The organism is Agriterribacter sp. (genome assembly GCF_035445465.1).
In the GTDB taxonomy this organism is placed as follows: domain Bacteria; phylum Bacteroidota; class Bacteroidia; order Chitinophagales; family Chitinophagaceae; genus Agriterribacter.
On sequence record NZ_DAOMQT010000020.1, the window covers coordinates 26,993 to 43,432 of the forward strand.

Genomic DNA, 16,440 nt, shown 5'->3' on the forward strand with positions numbered 1-16,440 from the left:
GTTCATAACCTAAATGCCCAATATTTTTAAGATTAACGCAATGCAATGAGGCTGTCTCAAAAGGGCCGGTATAGAAATATGCCACTAAGACACGAGGGCACAAAGTCCTGATCTTCCCGTTTTATTTTCTTCGTGTTTTCGTGACTGCCGGATTACAAAGCCATAACGGTATGCAATAACCGCTCTGCTCAAATAAAATTTATGATAATGAAAACACCGGGGAGGAAAAGCAGCGCTTCCTGCTATTCCATTTTTTACCGCTGTGCATTCCGTTGCAGCCTCCTACTATTTGTTATAATTCTTATACTATTTTTCAAAAAAGTGGAAGAATACACTATAATTCAATATATTAGGGGGATGCTTTTTTAACTTTAAACGAAGTGAACGATGAAATCTATTGAACTGCGGCTACCGAAGGATTTTGACAAATCATTTACTGTATTTAAAGAAGTGGGGAAATCATTTCCCTGCCCCTGGCACTACCATCCCGAATATGAAATTGTATTGGTTCTAAAAAGTAACGGACGCCGCATGGTGGGTGATCATATCGGAAAATTCGATGAAGGCGACCTGGTATGTATGGGCCCCTTCCTGCCCCATGTGTGGGTAAATGATCCAAAATTCATTAACGGCCAGATGGATTACCCGGCAGAAGCGATAGTGATCCATTTTAAAGATGATTTCCTGGGCGAAAATTTTCTTAATATCCCGGAGATGGAAGCCTTTAAACGTTTTTTGGAATCGTCTAACCGGGGCATGGTAATTAACGGCAAAGCCAAAGCTGAAATTACTGCACTAATGGAAAAGATGCCCGATATGAATGGGCTTCAGCGCCTGTCTTCCCTCCTGCTCATCTTTGATACATTATCCCGTACGGCTGAATATGAATTACTGGCAAGTCCTGGTTTTGCAAAAACAGTGAATGTAAAAAGCTCCGACCGGCTGAACAAAATAACCGAATACCTGATTCAAAACTTCGATCAGGACATTACCTTATCGAAAGTGGCCTCTATCGCTAATATGGCGGTTACCACCTTCAGTAATTTTTTTAAAGAAAACTACAGGGTAACTTTTGTAGAATATTTAAATACATTGAGAATCGGCTATGCCTGCAAAAAACTTTCGGAAAAAGATCAGAATATTGTTGATGTGGCATATGAATGCGGCTACAACAGCTTAGCCAATTTTAACAGGCAGTTTAAAAAATACAAGCAAATGACCCCCACCGAATACAGGAGGATTATTTACGCGTAGCGGGGGGGATTTGAGATTTGAGATTTTGAATTTGAGATTGCATTTCGCTTCGGATTTAACCGTCATTGCGACACCTTAAACTGATCTTAATGATGTGTAATATTTTTAAAGGATCGAAGCCTGCCTACCTGCCGGTAGGCAATCCCACAATTGGGATACGGATTATATTCTATAAATGGGTTTATTGCTCCGCTTCGCTTCAATGAGCTTGCTTCGGCTTGCATAGTTTCTCAAAGTTGCTGCATCTGCTTACGCCTTATAATGACGGGCCTTTTATCGCTTCGGATTTTGTATTTGCATTTTTATTTGGTTCTTGTTTTTTGTGATTTGGTTCTTTCACCTTTCACCTTTCACTATTCACTACCCCTGAATGCTGACAGCCTCTGATACGAATAATTCGTCATGCAAAAAAAGTATCTGCTTTAGAAAAAAAACGAGTTGTTCCTTTTTCGGGTGGCTTATACATTTACTTCCTGTATTAATTAGCTTTACGTCATCTTTATACAGTTCATTTTTTTGAGCTGTGAAGAAAGGATATCTTGTTTTTCTAAAATGCTATATAATGAAGTGTATTAAATTGGTGCTGATCTGCCTGGTATTTGTTTTTTCTGCGGGTCATGCCCAGCAGGGATCATTTATCAGTTCCGAAAACCTTTCCTTCCTGGAAGGGATGACTAAAGATGTTCTGGAGGCTTCACGCATTTATCCGGGGCAATTTATTTCGAAGGATTTTGGTTCCAATAATACCGGGGGAATGCTGATCAGACCCGGTGGAAGAGATGCCTATCCTTCTTTCTGGATCCGCGATTATGCTATGTCTCTTGAAACAGGATTCATTTCAAAGAAAGAACAGTTGCACATGCTGTTATTAACAGCTTCTACCCAGTGCGATCAAACCTGGATAACAAAAGGCGGCAGCCTGATTCCTTCAGGTTCTATTGCGGATCATATAAGAATTGACGATAGCAAGCCCATTTACTTTCCGGGTACATACAGTTATGAAAACCAGGGAACGCCGGAGTGGGGAACGCTGCCACCCTATTGTGACCAGTTTTATTTTATTCACATGGCTTATTATTATGTGAAGCAAACCGGCGATCATAAAATACTATTGAAGGAGGTGAATGGTACAAGACTAATTGATCGTTTAAGGGCAGCTTTTCATGCTCCTCCGGCCAATGTAAACAATCATATTGTGTATGCTACCGATGCGATCAGGGGCGTTGATTTTGGTTTCAGAGATGCCCAGGTTATTACAGGAAATCTTTGCTTTCCTTCTATTTTGAAATACCGTGCCGCCAGTGAACTGGCAGAATTACTGCAATTGATCAAAAGTAAGGATTCAAAAACATACCTTGAAATAGCCGGTACTATCAGGCAATCTTTACCCGGTATGTTTATGGACGAAAGAGGTATGCTGCTCGCTTCCACGGGAAAAAGCAAACAGGCTGATGTTTGGTCAACCGCCCTGTCCGTTTATTATGGCATACTTGAAGGTGAAGATCTGCAAAAAGCATCCCGTATGCTTGCAAAGGCCTATAAAGATGGCACTTTAAGTTATAAGGGCAACATCAGGCATATCCTTACCACCGATGACTATAATGAAACAACTGCCTGGGAGATTTCCCTGTCTGGTAAAAATCTTTATCAGAATGGCGCCTATTGGGGAACGCCCACCGGATGGGTTTGCTATGCGATAAACCAGGTTGACCCACAGTTGGCAAAAGCATTGGCGAATGAATTTATTGAAGACCTGAAAGCGAATGATTACCGGAAGGGTGGCGATTTTGGAGCGCCGTACGAATGTTTTAACAAATCTACTTACAAACAAAATCCAATATACCTTACTACGGTTGCATGTCCTTTAACTGCGTTCCGGAAGATCAACTGAAACAATACTTTCCATTCCCCGTTAATACCATTTTTCGCAGTATAATATATAGTCTTAAGTTAAGCGTAAATTATCAAAAATATAGCCACGAATACACAAATAAACATTCGTGGATCCTGCTTCGGCAGACAGGTTCGTGGCAGGAAATGCACCTGCACTAATGCCGAAGGAGTATTATTGCACGGTATACCCGCCATCAATTACAACCGCCTGTCCTGTTATTCCCTTTGCGTTATCACCCGCCAGGAAATATACATAATGCGCTACCTCCTCTGCGCTAAGTAACCGTTTTTGAGGAACAAGGGGATAAATTACTTCTTCCAACACTTTTTCAAACGGGATGTTTCGCATTTGAGCTATATCATTTAGCTGGTTTCTGACCAGCGCGGTGTCAACATAGCCGGGGCACACTGCATTAACGGTAATGCCATAGCCGGCGCTTTCCAATGCGGCAACTTTTGTTAACCCGATCAAGCCGTGCTTCGCGCTATTATAGGCCGCTTTTCCCGCAAAGCCAACCAGCCCGTTAATGGAAGCCATGTTAATGATCCTTCCAAAACCACTTTTTTTCATATACGGCAGCACATGCCTGATGGCAATAAAAGGAGCGATGAGCATTACATTAATCATGCAGCGAAATTTCTCTGTTGGAAATGCTTCGATGGGCGCCACGTGTTGCAACCCGGCATTGTTTACCAGCACATCAATGCTTCCATACTGATCATAAACAGCGCCTACTATTTTTTGTATATTTTCTTCATGGGTAACGTCACAGGCATAACCGGTAACCCGGCTGCCGCCTAATGCTGCTATAGCAGCGTCAACACCATCCTGTTCAAGATCCAAAATAACTACTGTGTAACCGGCAGACAAAAAGGTCTTTGCTATAGCCAGGCCTATACCGCCCGCCGCCCCTGTTATTATTACTACGCCGGAATGCATGAAAAAAACTGGTTTAATTTATGTAAATACTATCAAATATTATTGTTCACAGTCGCCGGAGGCGACAATAATTATGCATGAGGCGATGACGCCTCATACAGCAGCCTTTCATACAGCAGCCTTTCCCACAACAGATTTATACCGCAGATTTCACATATCAGCCTCTGCAACCATCGCTATTCTAAAGTTTCGCTGATGGCTCGCTAAAAGCTGAAAGCTGACCGCTCACAGCACACAACTCACCAGCTTGTCCATCCGCCATCAACACGTAAATTATGGCCTGTGATATAAGAAGCAGAAGCAGACAATAAAAAAGCCACTGAACCTGCAATTTCTTCCGGCTTTCCTATACGTCCCATGGGTGATCGCTTCGCCAGTCTTTCCACGAAGGCCGGGTTGTCATTTTGTACAGACGGGCTTGGGAATGGTCCGGGTGAAATGCAATTGCATCGTACATTCCTTTTCCCCCAGTGAACCGCCAGGTAGCGGGTCATTTGAATAATACCGGCTTTACCAACGCCATATTCAATGGGGTTTTTGTTCATAGGCGCCTCATATACTTCCGGGTAGGGCGACACCGATCCATACATGCTGGAGAATAACACGATGCTTCCGCTGCCACGCCCAGCCATTTGCATACCTGCTTCCCTTGCTAATAAAAATGTAGCCGTTAAACCCGTATGATTTACTTCATCAAACTCTTTTTCACTCAGCTCTTCCAGTTTTTTTGAAGTAGAGCCAAAGGTAAGGTTTACCAGCCCGTCGGGCACGCCGTGCTGCTTAACCTGCTCCGCCACAAACTGCTGTATGGCGGCTCCATCCCTGACATCTAAAGTGGCAGGAATAACTTCCGGCCCTAATGCAGCAGATTGCACAAACGCGGCGGCACGATCCTCCAGGTCAATACAAATTACTTTAGCACCAGCATGCTTTAGTACAACCACAGTTACCTGTCCAAGATAGCCCGCACCTCCAACCACCCAGATTAATTTATTATGCAGATGAAAAAAAGGAATGATTGCTTTACTCATGAATTACATTTTTATACTGTATTGAGATAATCATTATTTCCACGCAGTTAGGCAAAGGAGACGATCTGTCTTAGCACATCGCCCTTGGCCAACCGTTCAAATCCCTCATTTATTTGTTCCAGGGCGATTGCATGAGACAGGAGCTTATTTACGGGTAAACGTCCTGTTTGATATAACGAAATAAAAGCCGGGATATCGCGGGAGGGAATGCAACTCCCAAGATAGGACCCTTTCAAAGTGCGTTCCTCTGCTACCAATACAGCAGGTGACAAAGAAAATGTTTTGGAAGGATGCGGCAAACCTGCCGTTACAGTTAAACCTCCACGTTTTGTAGCGGCATAAGCAAACTCAAGTGCTTTAATCACTCCTGCAAATTCAAGGGCAATATCCACGCCACCACCGGTAAGGTTTTTTACTTGTTGTACAGCATTTGAATCTGCAGGATCTATTACATGATGCGCACCCAACTGCAAGGCCATTGCTCTTTTTTGCGGATTGATATCTGCAGCAATAACCGTTGCGGCTCCACCGGATAAAGCGCCTAACACCGCGGCCAGCCCTACCCCTCCCAGCCCGGTAATTAAAACAGTTTGTCCTGCGGTAAGCCTTGCCGTATTTATTACAGCGCCCACACCGGTTAAAACAGCACAACCAAACAGCGCTGATATTTCATAAGGAAGTGCAGCATCAACTTTTACCAGGGAGCGCCTTGATGCAATAACATATTCGGCAAAAGCGGAAACGCCCAAATGATGATGGAGATGATGAAGATTTTTATTTGTTAAACGAGTTCCTCCACTTAATAAAGCACCCTTTATATTGGCTGCAGCGCCAGGTTCACACAATGCAGGACGACCAGTTATGCAGGGCATACAGTGCCCACATGTGGGAACAAAGGAAAAAACAACATGATCTCCCTGTTTTAGATCGCTTACTCCCGCGCCGCATTCCATAACTTCCCCGGATGCTTCATGTCCCAATACCATGGGCAATGGTCTTGCACGGCTGCCGTCAATCACAGACAAATCGGAATGACACAAACCTGCCGCATGAATTTTTACCAGCACTTCGTTGTACCCGGGAGCACTTAAATCAACCGCTTCTATTTGCAGGGGATGGCTTTCATCATACGGACGTGGTTTTCCCGTCTCATATAATACCGCAGCTTTTATTTTCATATACTCTGCTTTGAACATAAGTTGCCAGACAAAAAGGTGATCAGCTTTCAGCTATGAGCTATCGGCTAAAGTTGTCTTGACGACGAACTTATTCCTTCTCTCCTTTCACATCTCACGTCTCACTTATGCATTCAATCCGCCGTCAATTAAAATGTTCTCACCATTGATATATGCCCCGGCTTCTGATGACAATAATACAATCAATCCTTTTATATCATCATTATTGGCCATCCTGCCCACCGGCACCTTTTTGCAATAATTCTCAACAAATTTTCCGGGTTGATTATTGAACAATCCACCCGGGCTGATACAATTAAAGCGAATGTTTTTGCCCGCATGTGTTTTGGCCATAAAACGCGTAAGCATAATCAGTCCCGCATTGTGAAAACAATAATCCGGTGCAATATCACCCATGCCAGGAATGCCATCATAATTTGAATACATGGGCGCATACATCCCCATCATGGAACTGATATTGATTACACTACCGCCACCAGAGTTTATAATAAGGTTGGTCATCTCCCTTAATATAAACATCATGCCTGTTGCATTCACCCGCATCGATTCATCAAACTGTTCGATGGGTGCATTATAACCCTTCATCGGGCGGCTCACCGCATTATTGATAAATACATCCAGCTTTCCGAACTTGTTTAGTATGGAGGTTTTTAATGCCAGCACCGATGCCGTATCGGCCTGGTCTACCTGCATACCCTGCACATCAAGTCCACCTGATCTGAAACCGGCGGCTACTTTTTCAATCGCTTCAAGGTTTCGCGAGGCAATAATTACAGTGGCACCCGCCTCTCCCAAACCTTCCGTTATAGAACGTCCGTAATTACCGGCACCACCCGTTACCAATACAATTTTATTCTTAAGATTAAATAAATCCAATACGTTCATGATTCAGTTATTTTAGATAGATGATCTCTCCACCGGCTTCACGGCTTTTTTCCGCGGCGATAATTACGTTGATAATATTTACGGTTTTGGCAAAATCCAATCGTGATCTCCCATCTTTCACACCCCGGATAAATTCAATGATATTATCCCTGAACATCGAATACGAGTTTTTGATATCTGCCATCCGCCAGGCCTGCTGCCCAAAGAATGTAAGCTGGAATGTGCCGGAGATGTCCATAAACAAATGAATGGTTGCGGGCAACCCGTTTTCAAAAACGATATGCACTACATCTTTACCCTTTTCACCTGTATGCTGCACTGTCGCCACTTTCGGATCATCTAATGTGGCAAACATCGCTTCAATCATGTGAACTCCGTATTTCAGCCAGTCTTTTTTCCCAACGGCAGTTACGAGCTCCAGCTTTCCCAATGATGTCAGTTCCTGTTTCACTACCCGGCATTCGTTGGCATAGCGCATGGAGGAACAGGACATGATAAATTTTCCGGCCGCTTCCTGCTGCGCAAACCAATCGAGATCCGGCTGCGACACAGCCAAAGGCTTATCAATAAATATGGGCACTCCGGCTTCGATAAACGGACGTGCCATTTCCACATGAAACTCCGCATCATCACGGGCAAGGATAACCGCATCAACATTGCCGATGATGTCTTCCATTTTTTCCACTACATGTTCAATACCTGATGACGCGGCTATACTTTTTGAAATGCCGGCGTCCTGCGTCCATACATGCGTTACCCGCGCATCCGGCAAACCCAGGGTGTCCTGGTTAGCATTAAGATAGGCTGCAACCGCGGGGTATCCCAGCCTGCTTATTGCTTCGCCATCATATTTTCCATTTATGATAGAAGACCAGGAATAAGGGTGCGCATTACCGGCACTCATTCCTATTATTCCGATTTTAATCATTTGAGATTTGATATTTGAGCCACCAAGGCACGAAGGTGCACAGGGTGGTTTATAGTTTATTATTTGTAGTTTATAGTTTTGAGTTTTGCCTTGTTTCACATTTTCACATTCCTTACCTCAGCCACCCCATCTTATCCCAGTGAGGCAGATTCAGAAATGCAGGGTCAGGATACGACAATGCCTGTGCATGCGCCAATTGATCTTTGCTGAGATAACGGCCATCTGCCGCTGTAAGCGATTGCTTTAAATAGTCGAGTTTATCCATACCAACTAATACCGATGATACCTGCGGAAAAGACAACGCAAATTTTACCGCCAGCTCAGGCAGGCTGGTCAAATTGCCATTTAACAGGCCCTGGTACTGTTGAATATGCTTTTCCACCGGCGCCAGCATGGGATGCAAACCCGTGCCCCTGTTGCTCAGCAAGCCTTTCAATAAAACCGACCGTACTACTATACCCACCCCTTTCTCTTCTGCAAGGCCAAACAGGGATTGCTGCCGCTGATCCATGAGGTTAAAAGGCAACTGCACTACGTTCCATACACCATGTGTTATTACCCTTTTTGATTCATCGGCTGAATAGGTAGATACGCCAATAGACCGTACTATACCTTTTGCTTTCAGCTTTTCCATTTCCCCGGCAATCACGTCCCGGTCTAATATCTCCATATCACCCTGGTGCAGCATGTACAGATCAATATAATCCGTCTGCAGTGCTTTCAAACTTTCTTTCAGAGATTGACGGATGATCTTTCTTAGCTCCCCGTCGCCCGGCAGATTTCCTTCCTTATCTCTGAAATGCCGGCACTTGGTACACAGTACAATTTCATCCCTCCGCCCTGCAAATGCCCTTCCCATAATATTTTCGCTCACACCATACAACCTTGCGGTATCAAAAAAATTAAGTCCGCTATCCAAAGCCGTTAGTAAGAGCTGCACCGCATCTTTTTCCGGCAGCATATCTTCTTCCCATTTCACGCCAATGCCATAAGGCAACCCAATTTCTACCCCGCCAAAAGCAATCTCAGAAACTGCTATGCCGGTATTTCCTAAAAATCTCCGCTGCATCGTTTATTGTTTTTCTAAATAGGAACTACTGCTTGTTTGGTTTGACCCGTTAAAAGCCCCGATCAACGAGCTGTAATAATTTTTTAACCCTACCACATCTGCTCCAATACTTACAAACTGGTATCCCATTTCATGCAACTCCGTTAAATTACCCGGGCCGCCTACGGTTCCCGCAAACTTCCCATATTTTTTTGCAAGGACTGCAATCCGGTTTCTCGTTTCAACTAACCTGGGGTGATCCCATACACCGGGTGCTCCAATGCCCTGGCTGAAATCGCCCGGGCCAAAAAATAACATGTCGTATCCCGGCAATGCGGCAATAGCTTCCAACGCTTCCAATGGTTCGGGATCTTCAATTTGCAGAATGGTAAACCTTTGCTCGTTGGCTTCTTTTAAATAAAAATTAAAATCAACTCCTGTATAACCGCCATCAGCATTACCACCATCAATGGCCCTTCTGCCAACCGGATGAAAACGGGTGTGATGCACAATTTCTTTAGCATCCGCCAGGCTCATAACGTGCGGCACCATAATACCCGTAGCATCTAACTCAAGCGGTTTGATATAGTTGTTATATGCCCCGCGCGGCACACGAACAAGGATATCTGTATCATGTGCTTTGGTAGCCCAAATTGAAGCCGCCAGCACCGACCAGTCCTGCCCAATATGTTCCTGGTCTACCCACACGCAATCAAAACCTGCTATAGCAGCCATCTCACATACTTTAGGATCGGTAAGATTGATTTTAATACAACTCACGTTTTCGCCGTTTCTTAATTTTTGCAACACTTTGCTTTTTCGCATCTGCATATAGTAAAAATAAATTGTGTTCAGTTAATGAGATAAAATTAACCTATAACTCAGTCTCCTGACAGATGACCTTCCATTTTTACCTGTTTTTTTACAGAACGGTTTAACAGATACAAAGTCAACGCCCCAATTGCCAGCAGAAATGCGGCCACCTTAAAAAGCAATTCCAGGTTGATATTCATGTCTCTCAGGTATCCGCCTGCATATAATCCAATACCACCAATAACAGTAGCAAAAAGATTTAATACGCCATACGCTGTTGCCCTGTATTTGCTGTCTACAATCATGCAAAGAATCGGCATCATGTTACCATCTGAAAAAATCCTGGTAAATGCATACAACATAAAACCAACCACTGCAATAGCCAGTACAGATGTAGAACCTGCAATGAAAATAGCAGGGGCTGCAATACATAATCCGATCATAGGCAGCAGTATCCTGGCATTCCTATTCTTACGGCTCCATCTGTCTGCTAAAAAGCCGCCAACCAGTACACCAACTATAGCCGCCGTATGGAAATAGCCCGTAGCATAAATTCCGGCGCTGGTTTGCGATAGATTAAAATTTTCTTTGTAAAACGTAGGTAACCAGCCGCCAATAACCCAACCTACAATACCAATCAAACTCCAAAGAACCAGTGTTTTCAGATAATTTTTATTCCGCAGCAAATATTTCAACACACTTACAAAATCCGCCTTATCTACCTGAGTATTTACAACGGATACCTCCCCGGGCGCTTTATTATCCTTTAACCCAAATATCAGCACAACGGCATATGCTATACCTATTCCACCTAATATATTAAAAGCAAAGTTCCATGAATGATCTTCAGCCAACCAACCTCCTATAAAACCTAGGCTTTGCCCTACCATTATACCCATCATGTGTACGCTATTGGCAAAAGACCTGGTGCTACCCCTATGATAATCCATTATCAATGCTAAAGCAGCGGGTATATAAAAAGCTTCACTGATGCCCATCAATGCTCTTGTTACCAACAGATACTCAAAGCTGGTAGCATATGCGGTAAGGTAAGTTACCAATGACCATACCAGCAAGCTGATAATTATAATTCTGCTTTTATTGAATTTATCTGCCAAAAAACCGGCAACAGGACTTAAAAAACCATATACCCACAAAAAAACTGAGGTCAACAAACCAAACTGCGCGTCGGTCATGGGTATTTCTTCGATAATGGAACTTCGCATGGTAGTAATCATCATCCGGTCGAGATAATTTAATAATCCTACAATGCACAGTTGCGCTACTATGAACCAGGGATAAAAGGAGGAACTTTTGGATGGCAAACCAGAGCGGCTTTGAAGCATGTTATTACTTTAATGTGATATCTCTTACGCTGAAAAAATATTCCAATTGTTCAAATTTAACTGCATAGCACCAAAAGGATTGTTACTTTAATGCCGAATACTAATACTATTTTTTAGTCTTTTTTAGAGAGAAATTCGTACAAATTCAATATTGGTCCTGTCTGCATGTATACCTGCATAGTAATACGCCAATATTTCATTATTCCCAAGATATAAAAGATTCGGATGCCCCACGGAAAATTTTACCATCTCATCCCAGGCGTCATTCATGTTGATTTCCCGGCTGTCCTGTTTGCCCAGTGACGCTTCATACACTACTAACGATTCATTATACCCGCTCTTCCCGATGTCATTATTTACTCTAACAGTAATAATTGGCTTTACAGATCTGTCGATATCAATGGTTACCAACCTTCCATCCTCCAATGTTACAGGCTGACCGGGCTGGCCATACACACCTGTATCCCAAAGCGCTCCCCATGTTCTCCCTCCGTCTTCACTCAACCGGGCATGAATATTCTTATACTGATCTATCCTGCCATCCAGGGTCCAGAAAAAATCTATTACCGAAATTCCGTCTGCCAGCACTTGTGGGCGCTGATCCCAGTAGTACATATTTTTCTCTTCTGTTACCATTACCGGATTTTTCCATGTATTTCCCCCGTCGTAAGAAAACACCAACGCAGAGCGATGCACCCATTCACCCATATCACCTATCGCTTTATTTATTTCAAATTGACAAACAATTGTGCCATCCTTTAACATGAATGGCGGCCCGGTGAGTGGTACAGGCGCTTCAATACCCTCAATCGTCATTAATTGCGGGGCAGACCAGGAGGCTCCGTTATTACTCGAAAAACAATAGAATATTCTGGTATCTTTTAGTGTTTCCTCCTGTGGATTGTAGTATGGATTCGTAAGATCTGAACTATCTACCCAATTCAGGACCATCAATACCTGAGCATTGCTTATGGGCAAAAAATAAGCAATGCGGCTTTGTCCTGAAACCCCGTTTATATCCGGAAGCTTAACCGGTTCGAAAGGAATAGTCCAGGAAACACCTTCGTCATCCGACCAGCAAATAACAGCATGCATAAAGTTGCAATCCCCTTTTTTTTCGGAAGCTTTAAACGCAGCCAGCCACCTGCCCGATGGCAACTTCTGTATGCAAGGAAATGTGGCGCTGTTAAAACGACTATACCCAGGAGTGGGGATTATTCCCGTATTCTTAATTTTCATGTAACAGGTTTAATTCTTTGCTTTGACACAAACTGCAGGTAACTCAATATAACCGCGCTTCCGATTCCGCTTACCAGCGCTGTTGGCATAATCCACAATACGGTAATGCCGAAAACACCCCAAAAAGCAATGGCAACCGCTACAGCAACTGCAATAATCCCGCCCCAAAAAGTACCCCGCTCTGTGGCAAAAGGAACAAATAAAGCCATAAAAAATAAAACAAATAGTGGGGCTACAAACAGGTTTACCACTTTCATAATTACATCAAGCAAATTACCAGGTACCCTGGCTATAATGAAACTCAGCAACAGGATAATAAATCCCATTACAAAAGAAAGTCGCTTGATCTGTTGCAAATCATTTTTGCCGGAGTTGCTTTTACGGAAACGATTAATCAGATCTTCTGATACTACAGAAGAAACGCTGTTCAATCCGGAAGAAAGACTTGACATTGCTGCCGCTAACAACCCTGCAATCACCAACCCGGATATTCCAGCCGGCAATCCAATTAAAATAAACCGGGGAAACAAGGTATCTGCCTGTTCCACTATTGGTTTTCCGTTAAGCAATGAAGAATTGCCGGTAAAATATGCCAACATAGATAATCCAACCAAAGCAAGCAGCGTGGAAGCAAGAATATCCGACATCAAAGCAACCTTGAAGGAGCGTCTGGCAGTTTTTACATCGGGTGTTGCCAGGTATCGTTGCACGGCAATCTGATCAGAACCATTTGTACAAACATACCAAACCAACACCGACAGCATTGCATTAGCCAATGTTGCTCTTTCTAACGGATCAAATCCAATCTTAAATGTATTCCAGTGTGCGGGCCATTCCTTTGGAAAGATAGCGCTGATAGAACCAAAATGCCAGCAGACAACCAGCACACTCAAAAGCGCGCCGCCTAAAAAAATGCCGGACTGGATAATATCAGTAACCACTACCGCTTTGAGCCCTCCCATGGTTGTGTAAACAATTGTAACAACGGTAAGAAGCGCGGCTATCAGGGGCACATAGGCTTTATTGAACTGCACTACAGCATATAACGCCACATCCACCGTTACATAGATAATAGTAGCCATCCATAGTAACCGCAACAACAAAAACATCATTGTTCCCAACAATCGCACTGACAAACCGAGTTTCCGTTCCAGTATTTCATATGCACTTGTTACCCCAGTCTTCATAATGGCAGGTATCACCCACCATCCAACAATACCATACACCAGCGGAAAAGCGAGCGCTCCTGCAAATATGATTGGTCCGTGTTGAATCATTTCCCCGGGATAAGTTAAATAACTCAATGTGCTCAACAATGTAGCAAACAATGAAATGCCGATAGAAGTAGATTTCATTTTTCTGCCACCCAACAAATACTCTTCTTTTGTTTTGTTCCTGCGTTGGTAATACCAGCCAATCCCCAGCATACCTAATCCATATATGCACAAAATGGTCCAATCTAAAAAAGACAGTCTGAAAGAAGATAATTGAAGAAGTGAAAACATCGTTATAATTAGTATTTGTATTTCTCATGCTAAGGATTTATGCCAAACGGGTAAACCCGTGCTGAAAGCCTGTTGCGGCGCTCTCTTTTATACTTCCATTTTCTATTGACCTTTCGATATACTGAAGCACTTCTTCAAAACAAGCTGTAAACAACGAAAGATGCTGTTGTTGATGGGCCTGCATTAAGTAAAATATTCCTGATACAAGAAATCCCCGCTCCAGCATTTTGGCAATAAAGAGTTGCTTTGCCGCAGTAGCATAAGTGGACGTAAATGTAAATGTGGGTGATGCGGGCATTCCCCCCACAACCAGTGCACATAAAGGATATTGCTCTGATATACCACGTAACGTATTTTGCAGTGTTTCGCCTTTTTTCCAAACGGATTCAAATACCTTCCCTGTCTCCATTTCAGACAATACAGCCAGTGCTGCTGCAGTACCAATACCATCTGTCCAATAGCTGGAAGAAATAAAACTATCATCCGCTGCGGTCATTACTTCATCTTTACCTACTACAGCAGCGAAGGGAATACCATTACCCATAGCTTTTGCATATACTGCAATGTCAGGTATAATGCCGTAACGGGATAGTGCACCCGGATAACCATAGCGTAAGCCACTGGTAATTTCATCCACTACCAGCACCGCATTTCTTTGATCGCAAATACTTCTTATTTTCTGCAGAAAATTATCTGCCGGAAATTGTGAACGCATGGGCTCCATCACCACTACCCCAAAATTATCCGCGAGTTTCTCTATAGCATGTTCAAAAGATTGCCAATCGTTATACCTGAAAGGCACTGCAGTACCCGCCAGCTCTTTGGGTACACCTTTGGGTTGTAACCCTGGCAACAGGTGCCCATCCAGGGCGTTATGCTCCCCAAGATTAGCGGCCAGATACCAATCATGCCACCCATGATAACCACAAAAAGCAACTCCACTCCTGCCTGAAGCAGCCCTGGCTATCCGAACCGCAACGGCCATGGCCTCACCGCCCGTTCTTGCATAACGTACCTTACCTGCCCAGGGATGCAAGTGCAACAATTTTTCCGCCAGTTCCATTTCCTGCGGATTCACCAGGGACGAATAGGTCCCCAATGTTAATCTTCGGGTAACCGATGTTGTTACTTCTTTATCAGCATAACCCAATAGCACGGCACCAATACCTCCGGCACAGTCTATATATTTTTTTCCACTTAAATCCCACACTTCGCAACCAGCGCTTTTTGAGAAAAAGGTAGGCCACTCATTATTGAACTGTTCCGCCCGTTTCGACAATAACCCTGTTCCGCCCGATATTACCTGTTTGGCAGACAGCCATAATTTTTGATTCTCCACCACAGGTACGGCACTTCCTTTTGGCAAATGCGGTTGAAGCAACCGCAATGCATTGTTCAGAAAAATATCTTCTATATCAGAACGATTCAGTCCTACATCTTCACAACTTTCCTTTAGTGTCATCAAGGATTCAATACCTACCAGGGTCATCCCATTTTCGGTAGGAGGCTGATACCTTTGATCTATCAATTCGGGATGCAACCAAAAGAAACGGTTACCGGTAGTTATACAACGTCCACGCATTTCGCTCACCCCGAAATCAGATCCCCAAAGCACTCTGCGTGGTCCCAGGATTTGCAATGCGGCTTTAAAAGATTCCGTTTCGGCAATTGCGGATGTATCCACCACTACATTCTCCAGGTCGGCAACACTATATAATCCACTGCGTGCATTTCGATAGTTGAAGCTACGGGCTACATGTGCCAGTATCAGCTTCACATTGGGATATGCCTTGCATAATCTTCGTATTTGCCGTTGATTTTCCTTGTCTTCAATCGCATCATTTTTTACTATGTGCAACATCATCACACCATTCATTTCATTCAGCAACTCCCACATCCAGTCCGGTGCGTATTCTGTCAAACCGGCATTCATCGTATCTTTTCTGCCTGCATAGCAATGATACACTTTAATACCACAACAATTTTCCGACTTCAGTTGCACTGCAATTTGCTGTGGATTATCCTGGGGAGATACCACCAGCAAGTAACGACTCAGATCAGTACCATTATGCGTTACTTCTTCTCCTACCCATTGATTCATTGCCGGTCTGTCTGCCGACAAACGAGGCATTCCAAAATACAAGCCATGCATTTTTTTAACAGGCATATATGCCTGCAAATGGTGGTGATGATCATTGCATCCCAGTTGATCAATGCCATTTAAAAATGCCCATTCACCTTTCGGAAAATGAGCAGCATTATAGGGATGCACATGAGTATCGAAAATCTCAGCGGGAACAAAGTCTTTCAAGGTTCCCGCAAGTTCTATATCGGTATTGTTAAGTGACTGCTGAAAAATCAT

General features: G+C 43.6%; 13 protein-coding genes. 2 read left to right on the forward strand and 11 right to left on the reverse strand.

Annotation, left to right across the window (positions count from 1 at the left end; genetic code table 11):
* Positions 1–387: 387 nt before the first annotated feature.
* Together PLE34_RS11655 and PLE34_RS11660 are read left to right on the forward strand one after the other, a co-directional pair.
* Entirely contained in the window at positions 388–1,254 is an 867-nt protein-coding gene (locus tag PLE34_RS11655; RefSeq protein WP_324557095.1) for an AraC family transcriptional regulator, read from the forward strand.
* Positions 1,255–1,816: 562 nt separating this feature from the next.
* On the forward strand, positions 1,817–3,145 hold the full coding sequence (locus PLE34_RS11660; protein WP_324557096.1) for a glucosidase family protein: 1,329 nt from the start codon (positions 1,817–1,819) through the stop codon (positions 3,143–3,145).
* A 174-nt stretch (positions 3,146–3,319) separates the two neighbouring features.
* On the opposite strand, the gene PLE34_RS11665 is transcribed toward PLE34_RS11660, so the two are convergent.
* The 11 genes from PLE34_RS11665 to PLE34_RS11715 form a co-directional block, all read right to left on the reverse strand.
* Complete coding sequence (locus PLE34_RS11665) at positions 3,320–4,087, reverse strand: 3-hydroxybutyrate dehydrogenase (protein ID WP_324557097.1); 768 nt, start codon at positions 4,085–4,087, stop codon at positions 3,320–3,322.
* Positions 4,088–4,326: 239 nt separating this feature from the next.
* Positions 4,327–5,118, reverse strand: coding sequence for an SDR family oxidoreductase (locus tag PLE34_RS11670; protein WP_324557099.1), 792 nt, complete (start codon positions 5,116–5,118; stop codon positions 4,327–4,329).
* A gap of 47 nt (positions 5,119–5,165) precedes the next feature.
* Positions 5,166–6,296: a zinc-dependent alcohol dehydrogenase family protein gene (locus PLE34_RS11675; protein WP_324557101.1), complete on the reverse strand. Its 1,131-nt coding sequence runs from the start codon at positions 6,294–6,296 to the stop codon at positions 5,166–5,168.
* A 123-nt stretch (positions 6,297–6,419) separates the two neighbouring features.
* On the reverse strand, positions 6,420–7,199 hold the full coding sequence (locus PLE34_RS11680; RefSeq protein ID WP_324557103.1) for an SDR family NAD(P)-dependent oxidoreductase: 780 nt from the start codon (positions 7,197–7,199) through the stop codon (positions 6,420–6,422).
* 7 nt (positions 7,200–7,206) lie between these two features.
* The gene (locus PLE34_RS11685; protein ID WP_324557105.1) at positions 7,207–8,127 is read right to left on the reverse strand and encodes a Gfo/Idh/MocA family protein; all 921 of its coding nucleotides are present in this window, start codon (positions 8,125–8,127) and stop codon (positions 7,207–7,209) included.
* 112 nt (positions 8,128–8,239) lie between these two features.
* On the reverse strand, positions 8,240–9,196 hold the full coding sequence (locus PLE34_RS11690) for an aldo/keto reductase (RefSeq protein WP_324557106.1): 957 nt from the start codon (positions 9,194–9,196) through the stop codon (positions 8,240–8,242).
* Positions 9,197–9,199: 3 nt separating this feature from the next.
* Positions 9,200–10,000, reverse strand: coding sequence for an HpcH/HpaI aldolase family protein (locus tag PLE34_RS11695; RefSeq protein WP_324557107.1), 801 nt, complete (start codon positions 9,998–10,000; stop codon positions 9,200–9,202).
* Positions 10,001–10,056: 56 nt separating this feature from the next.
* Positions 10,057–11,334 carry an MFS transporter gene (locus PLE34_RS11700; protein ID WP_324557109.1) on the reverse strand — a complete coding sequence of 426 codons (1,278 nt, stop codon included), beginning with the start codon at positions 11,332–11,334 and terminating at the stop codon, positions 10,057–10,059.
* A gap of 123 nt (positions 11,335–11,457) precedes the next feature.
* Positions 11,458–12,573 (reverse strand): sialidase family protein, encoded by a 1,116-nt coding sequence (locus PLE34_RS11705; RefSeq protein WP_324557110.1) that lies wholly within the window; start codon positions 12,571–12,573, stop codon positions 11,458–11,460.
* Complete coding sequence (locus tag PLE34_RS11710) at positions 12,570–14,078, reverse strand: sodium:solute symporter family transporter (protein WP_324557111.1); 1,509 nt, start codon at positions 14,076–14,078, stop codon at positions 12,570–12,572. The genes PLE34_RS11705 and PLE34_RS11710 overlap by 4 nt, the downstream gene beginning before the upstream one ends.
* A gap of 37 nt (positions 14,079–14,115) precedes the next feature.
* Complete coding sequence (locus PLE34_RS11715; protein WP_324557112.1) at positions 14,116–16,440, reverse strand: aminotransferase class III-fold pyridoxal phosphate-dependent enzyme; 2,325 nt, start codon at positions 16,438–16,440, stop codon at positions 14,116–14,118.

Excerpts from the sequence above, each read along its gene's own strand:
- PLE34_RS11655 (WP_324557095.1), top strand. The coding sequence starts at position 388 with ATGAAATCTATTGAACTGCGGCTACCGAAGGATTTTGACAAATCATTT.
- PLE34_RS11660 (WP_324557096.1), top strand. The coding sequence starts at position 1,817 with ATGAAGTGTATTAAATTGGTGCTGATCTGCCTGGTATTTGTTTTTTCT.
- PLE34_RS11665 (WP_324557097.1), bottom strand. The coding sequence starts at position 4,087 with ATGCATTCCGGCGTAGTAATAATAACAGGGGCGGCGGGCGGTATAGGC.
- PLE34_RS11670 (WP_324557099.1), bottom strand. The coding sequence starts at position 5,118 with ATGAGTAAAGCAATCATTCCTTTTTTTCATCTGCATAATAAATTAATC.
- PLE34_RS11675 (WP_324557101.1), bottom strand. The coding sequence starts at position 6,296 with ATGAAAATAAAAGCTGCGGTATTATATGAGACGGGAAAACCACGTCCG.
- PLE34_RS11680 (WP_324557103.1), bottom strand. The coding sequence starts at position 7,199 with ATGAACGTATTGGATTTATTTAATCTTAAGAATAAAATTGTATTGGTA.
- PLE34_RS11685 (WP_324557105.1), bottom strand. The coding sequence starts at position 8,127 with ATGATTAAAATCGGAATAATAGGAATGAGTGCCGGTAATGCGCACCCT.
- PLE34_RS11690 (WP_324557106.1), bottom strand. The coding sequence starts at position 9,196 with ATGCAGCGGAGATTTTTAGGAAATACCGGCATAGCAGTTTCTGAGATT.
- PLE34_RS11695 (WP_324557107.1), bottom strand. The coding sequence starts at position 10,000 with ATGCGAAAAAGCAAAGTGTTGCAAAAATTAAGAAACGGCGAAAACGTG.
- PLE34_RS11700 (WP_324557109.1), bottom strand. The coding sequence starts at position 11,334 with ATGCTTCAAAGCCGCTCTGGTTTGCCATCCAAAAGTTCCTCCTTTTAT.
- PLE34_RS11705 (WP_324557110.1), bottom strand. The coding sequence starts at position 12,573 with ATGAAAATTAAGAATACGGGAATAATCCCCACTCCTGGGTATAGTCGT.
- PLE34_RS11710 (WP_324557111.1), bottom strand. The coding sequence starts at position 14,078 with ATGTTTTCACTTCTTCAATTATCTTCTTTCAGACTGTCTTTTTTAGAT.
- PLE34_RS11715 (WP_324557112.1), bottom strand. The coding sequence starts at position 16,440 with ATGATTTTTCAGCAGTCACTTAACAATACCGATATAGAACTTGCGGGA.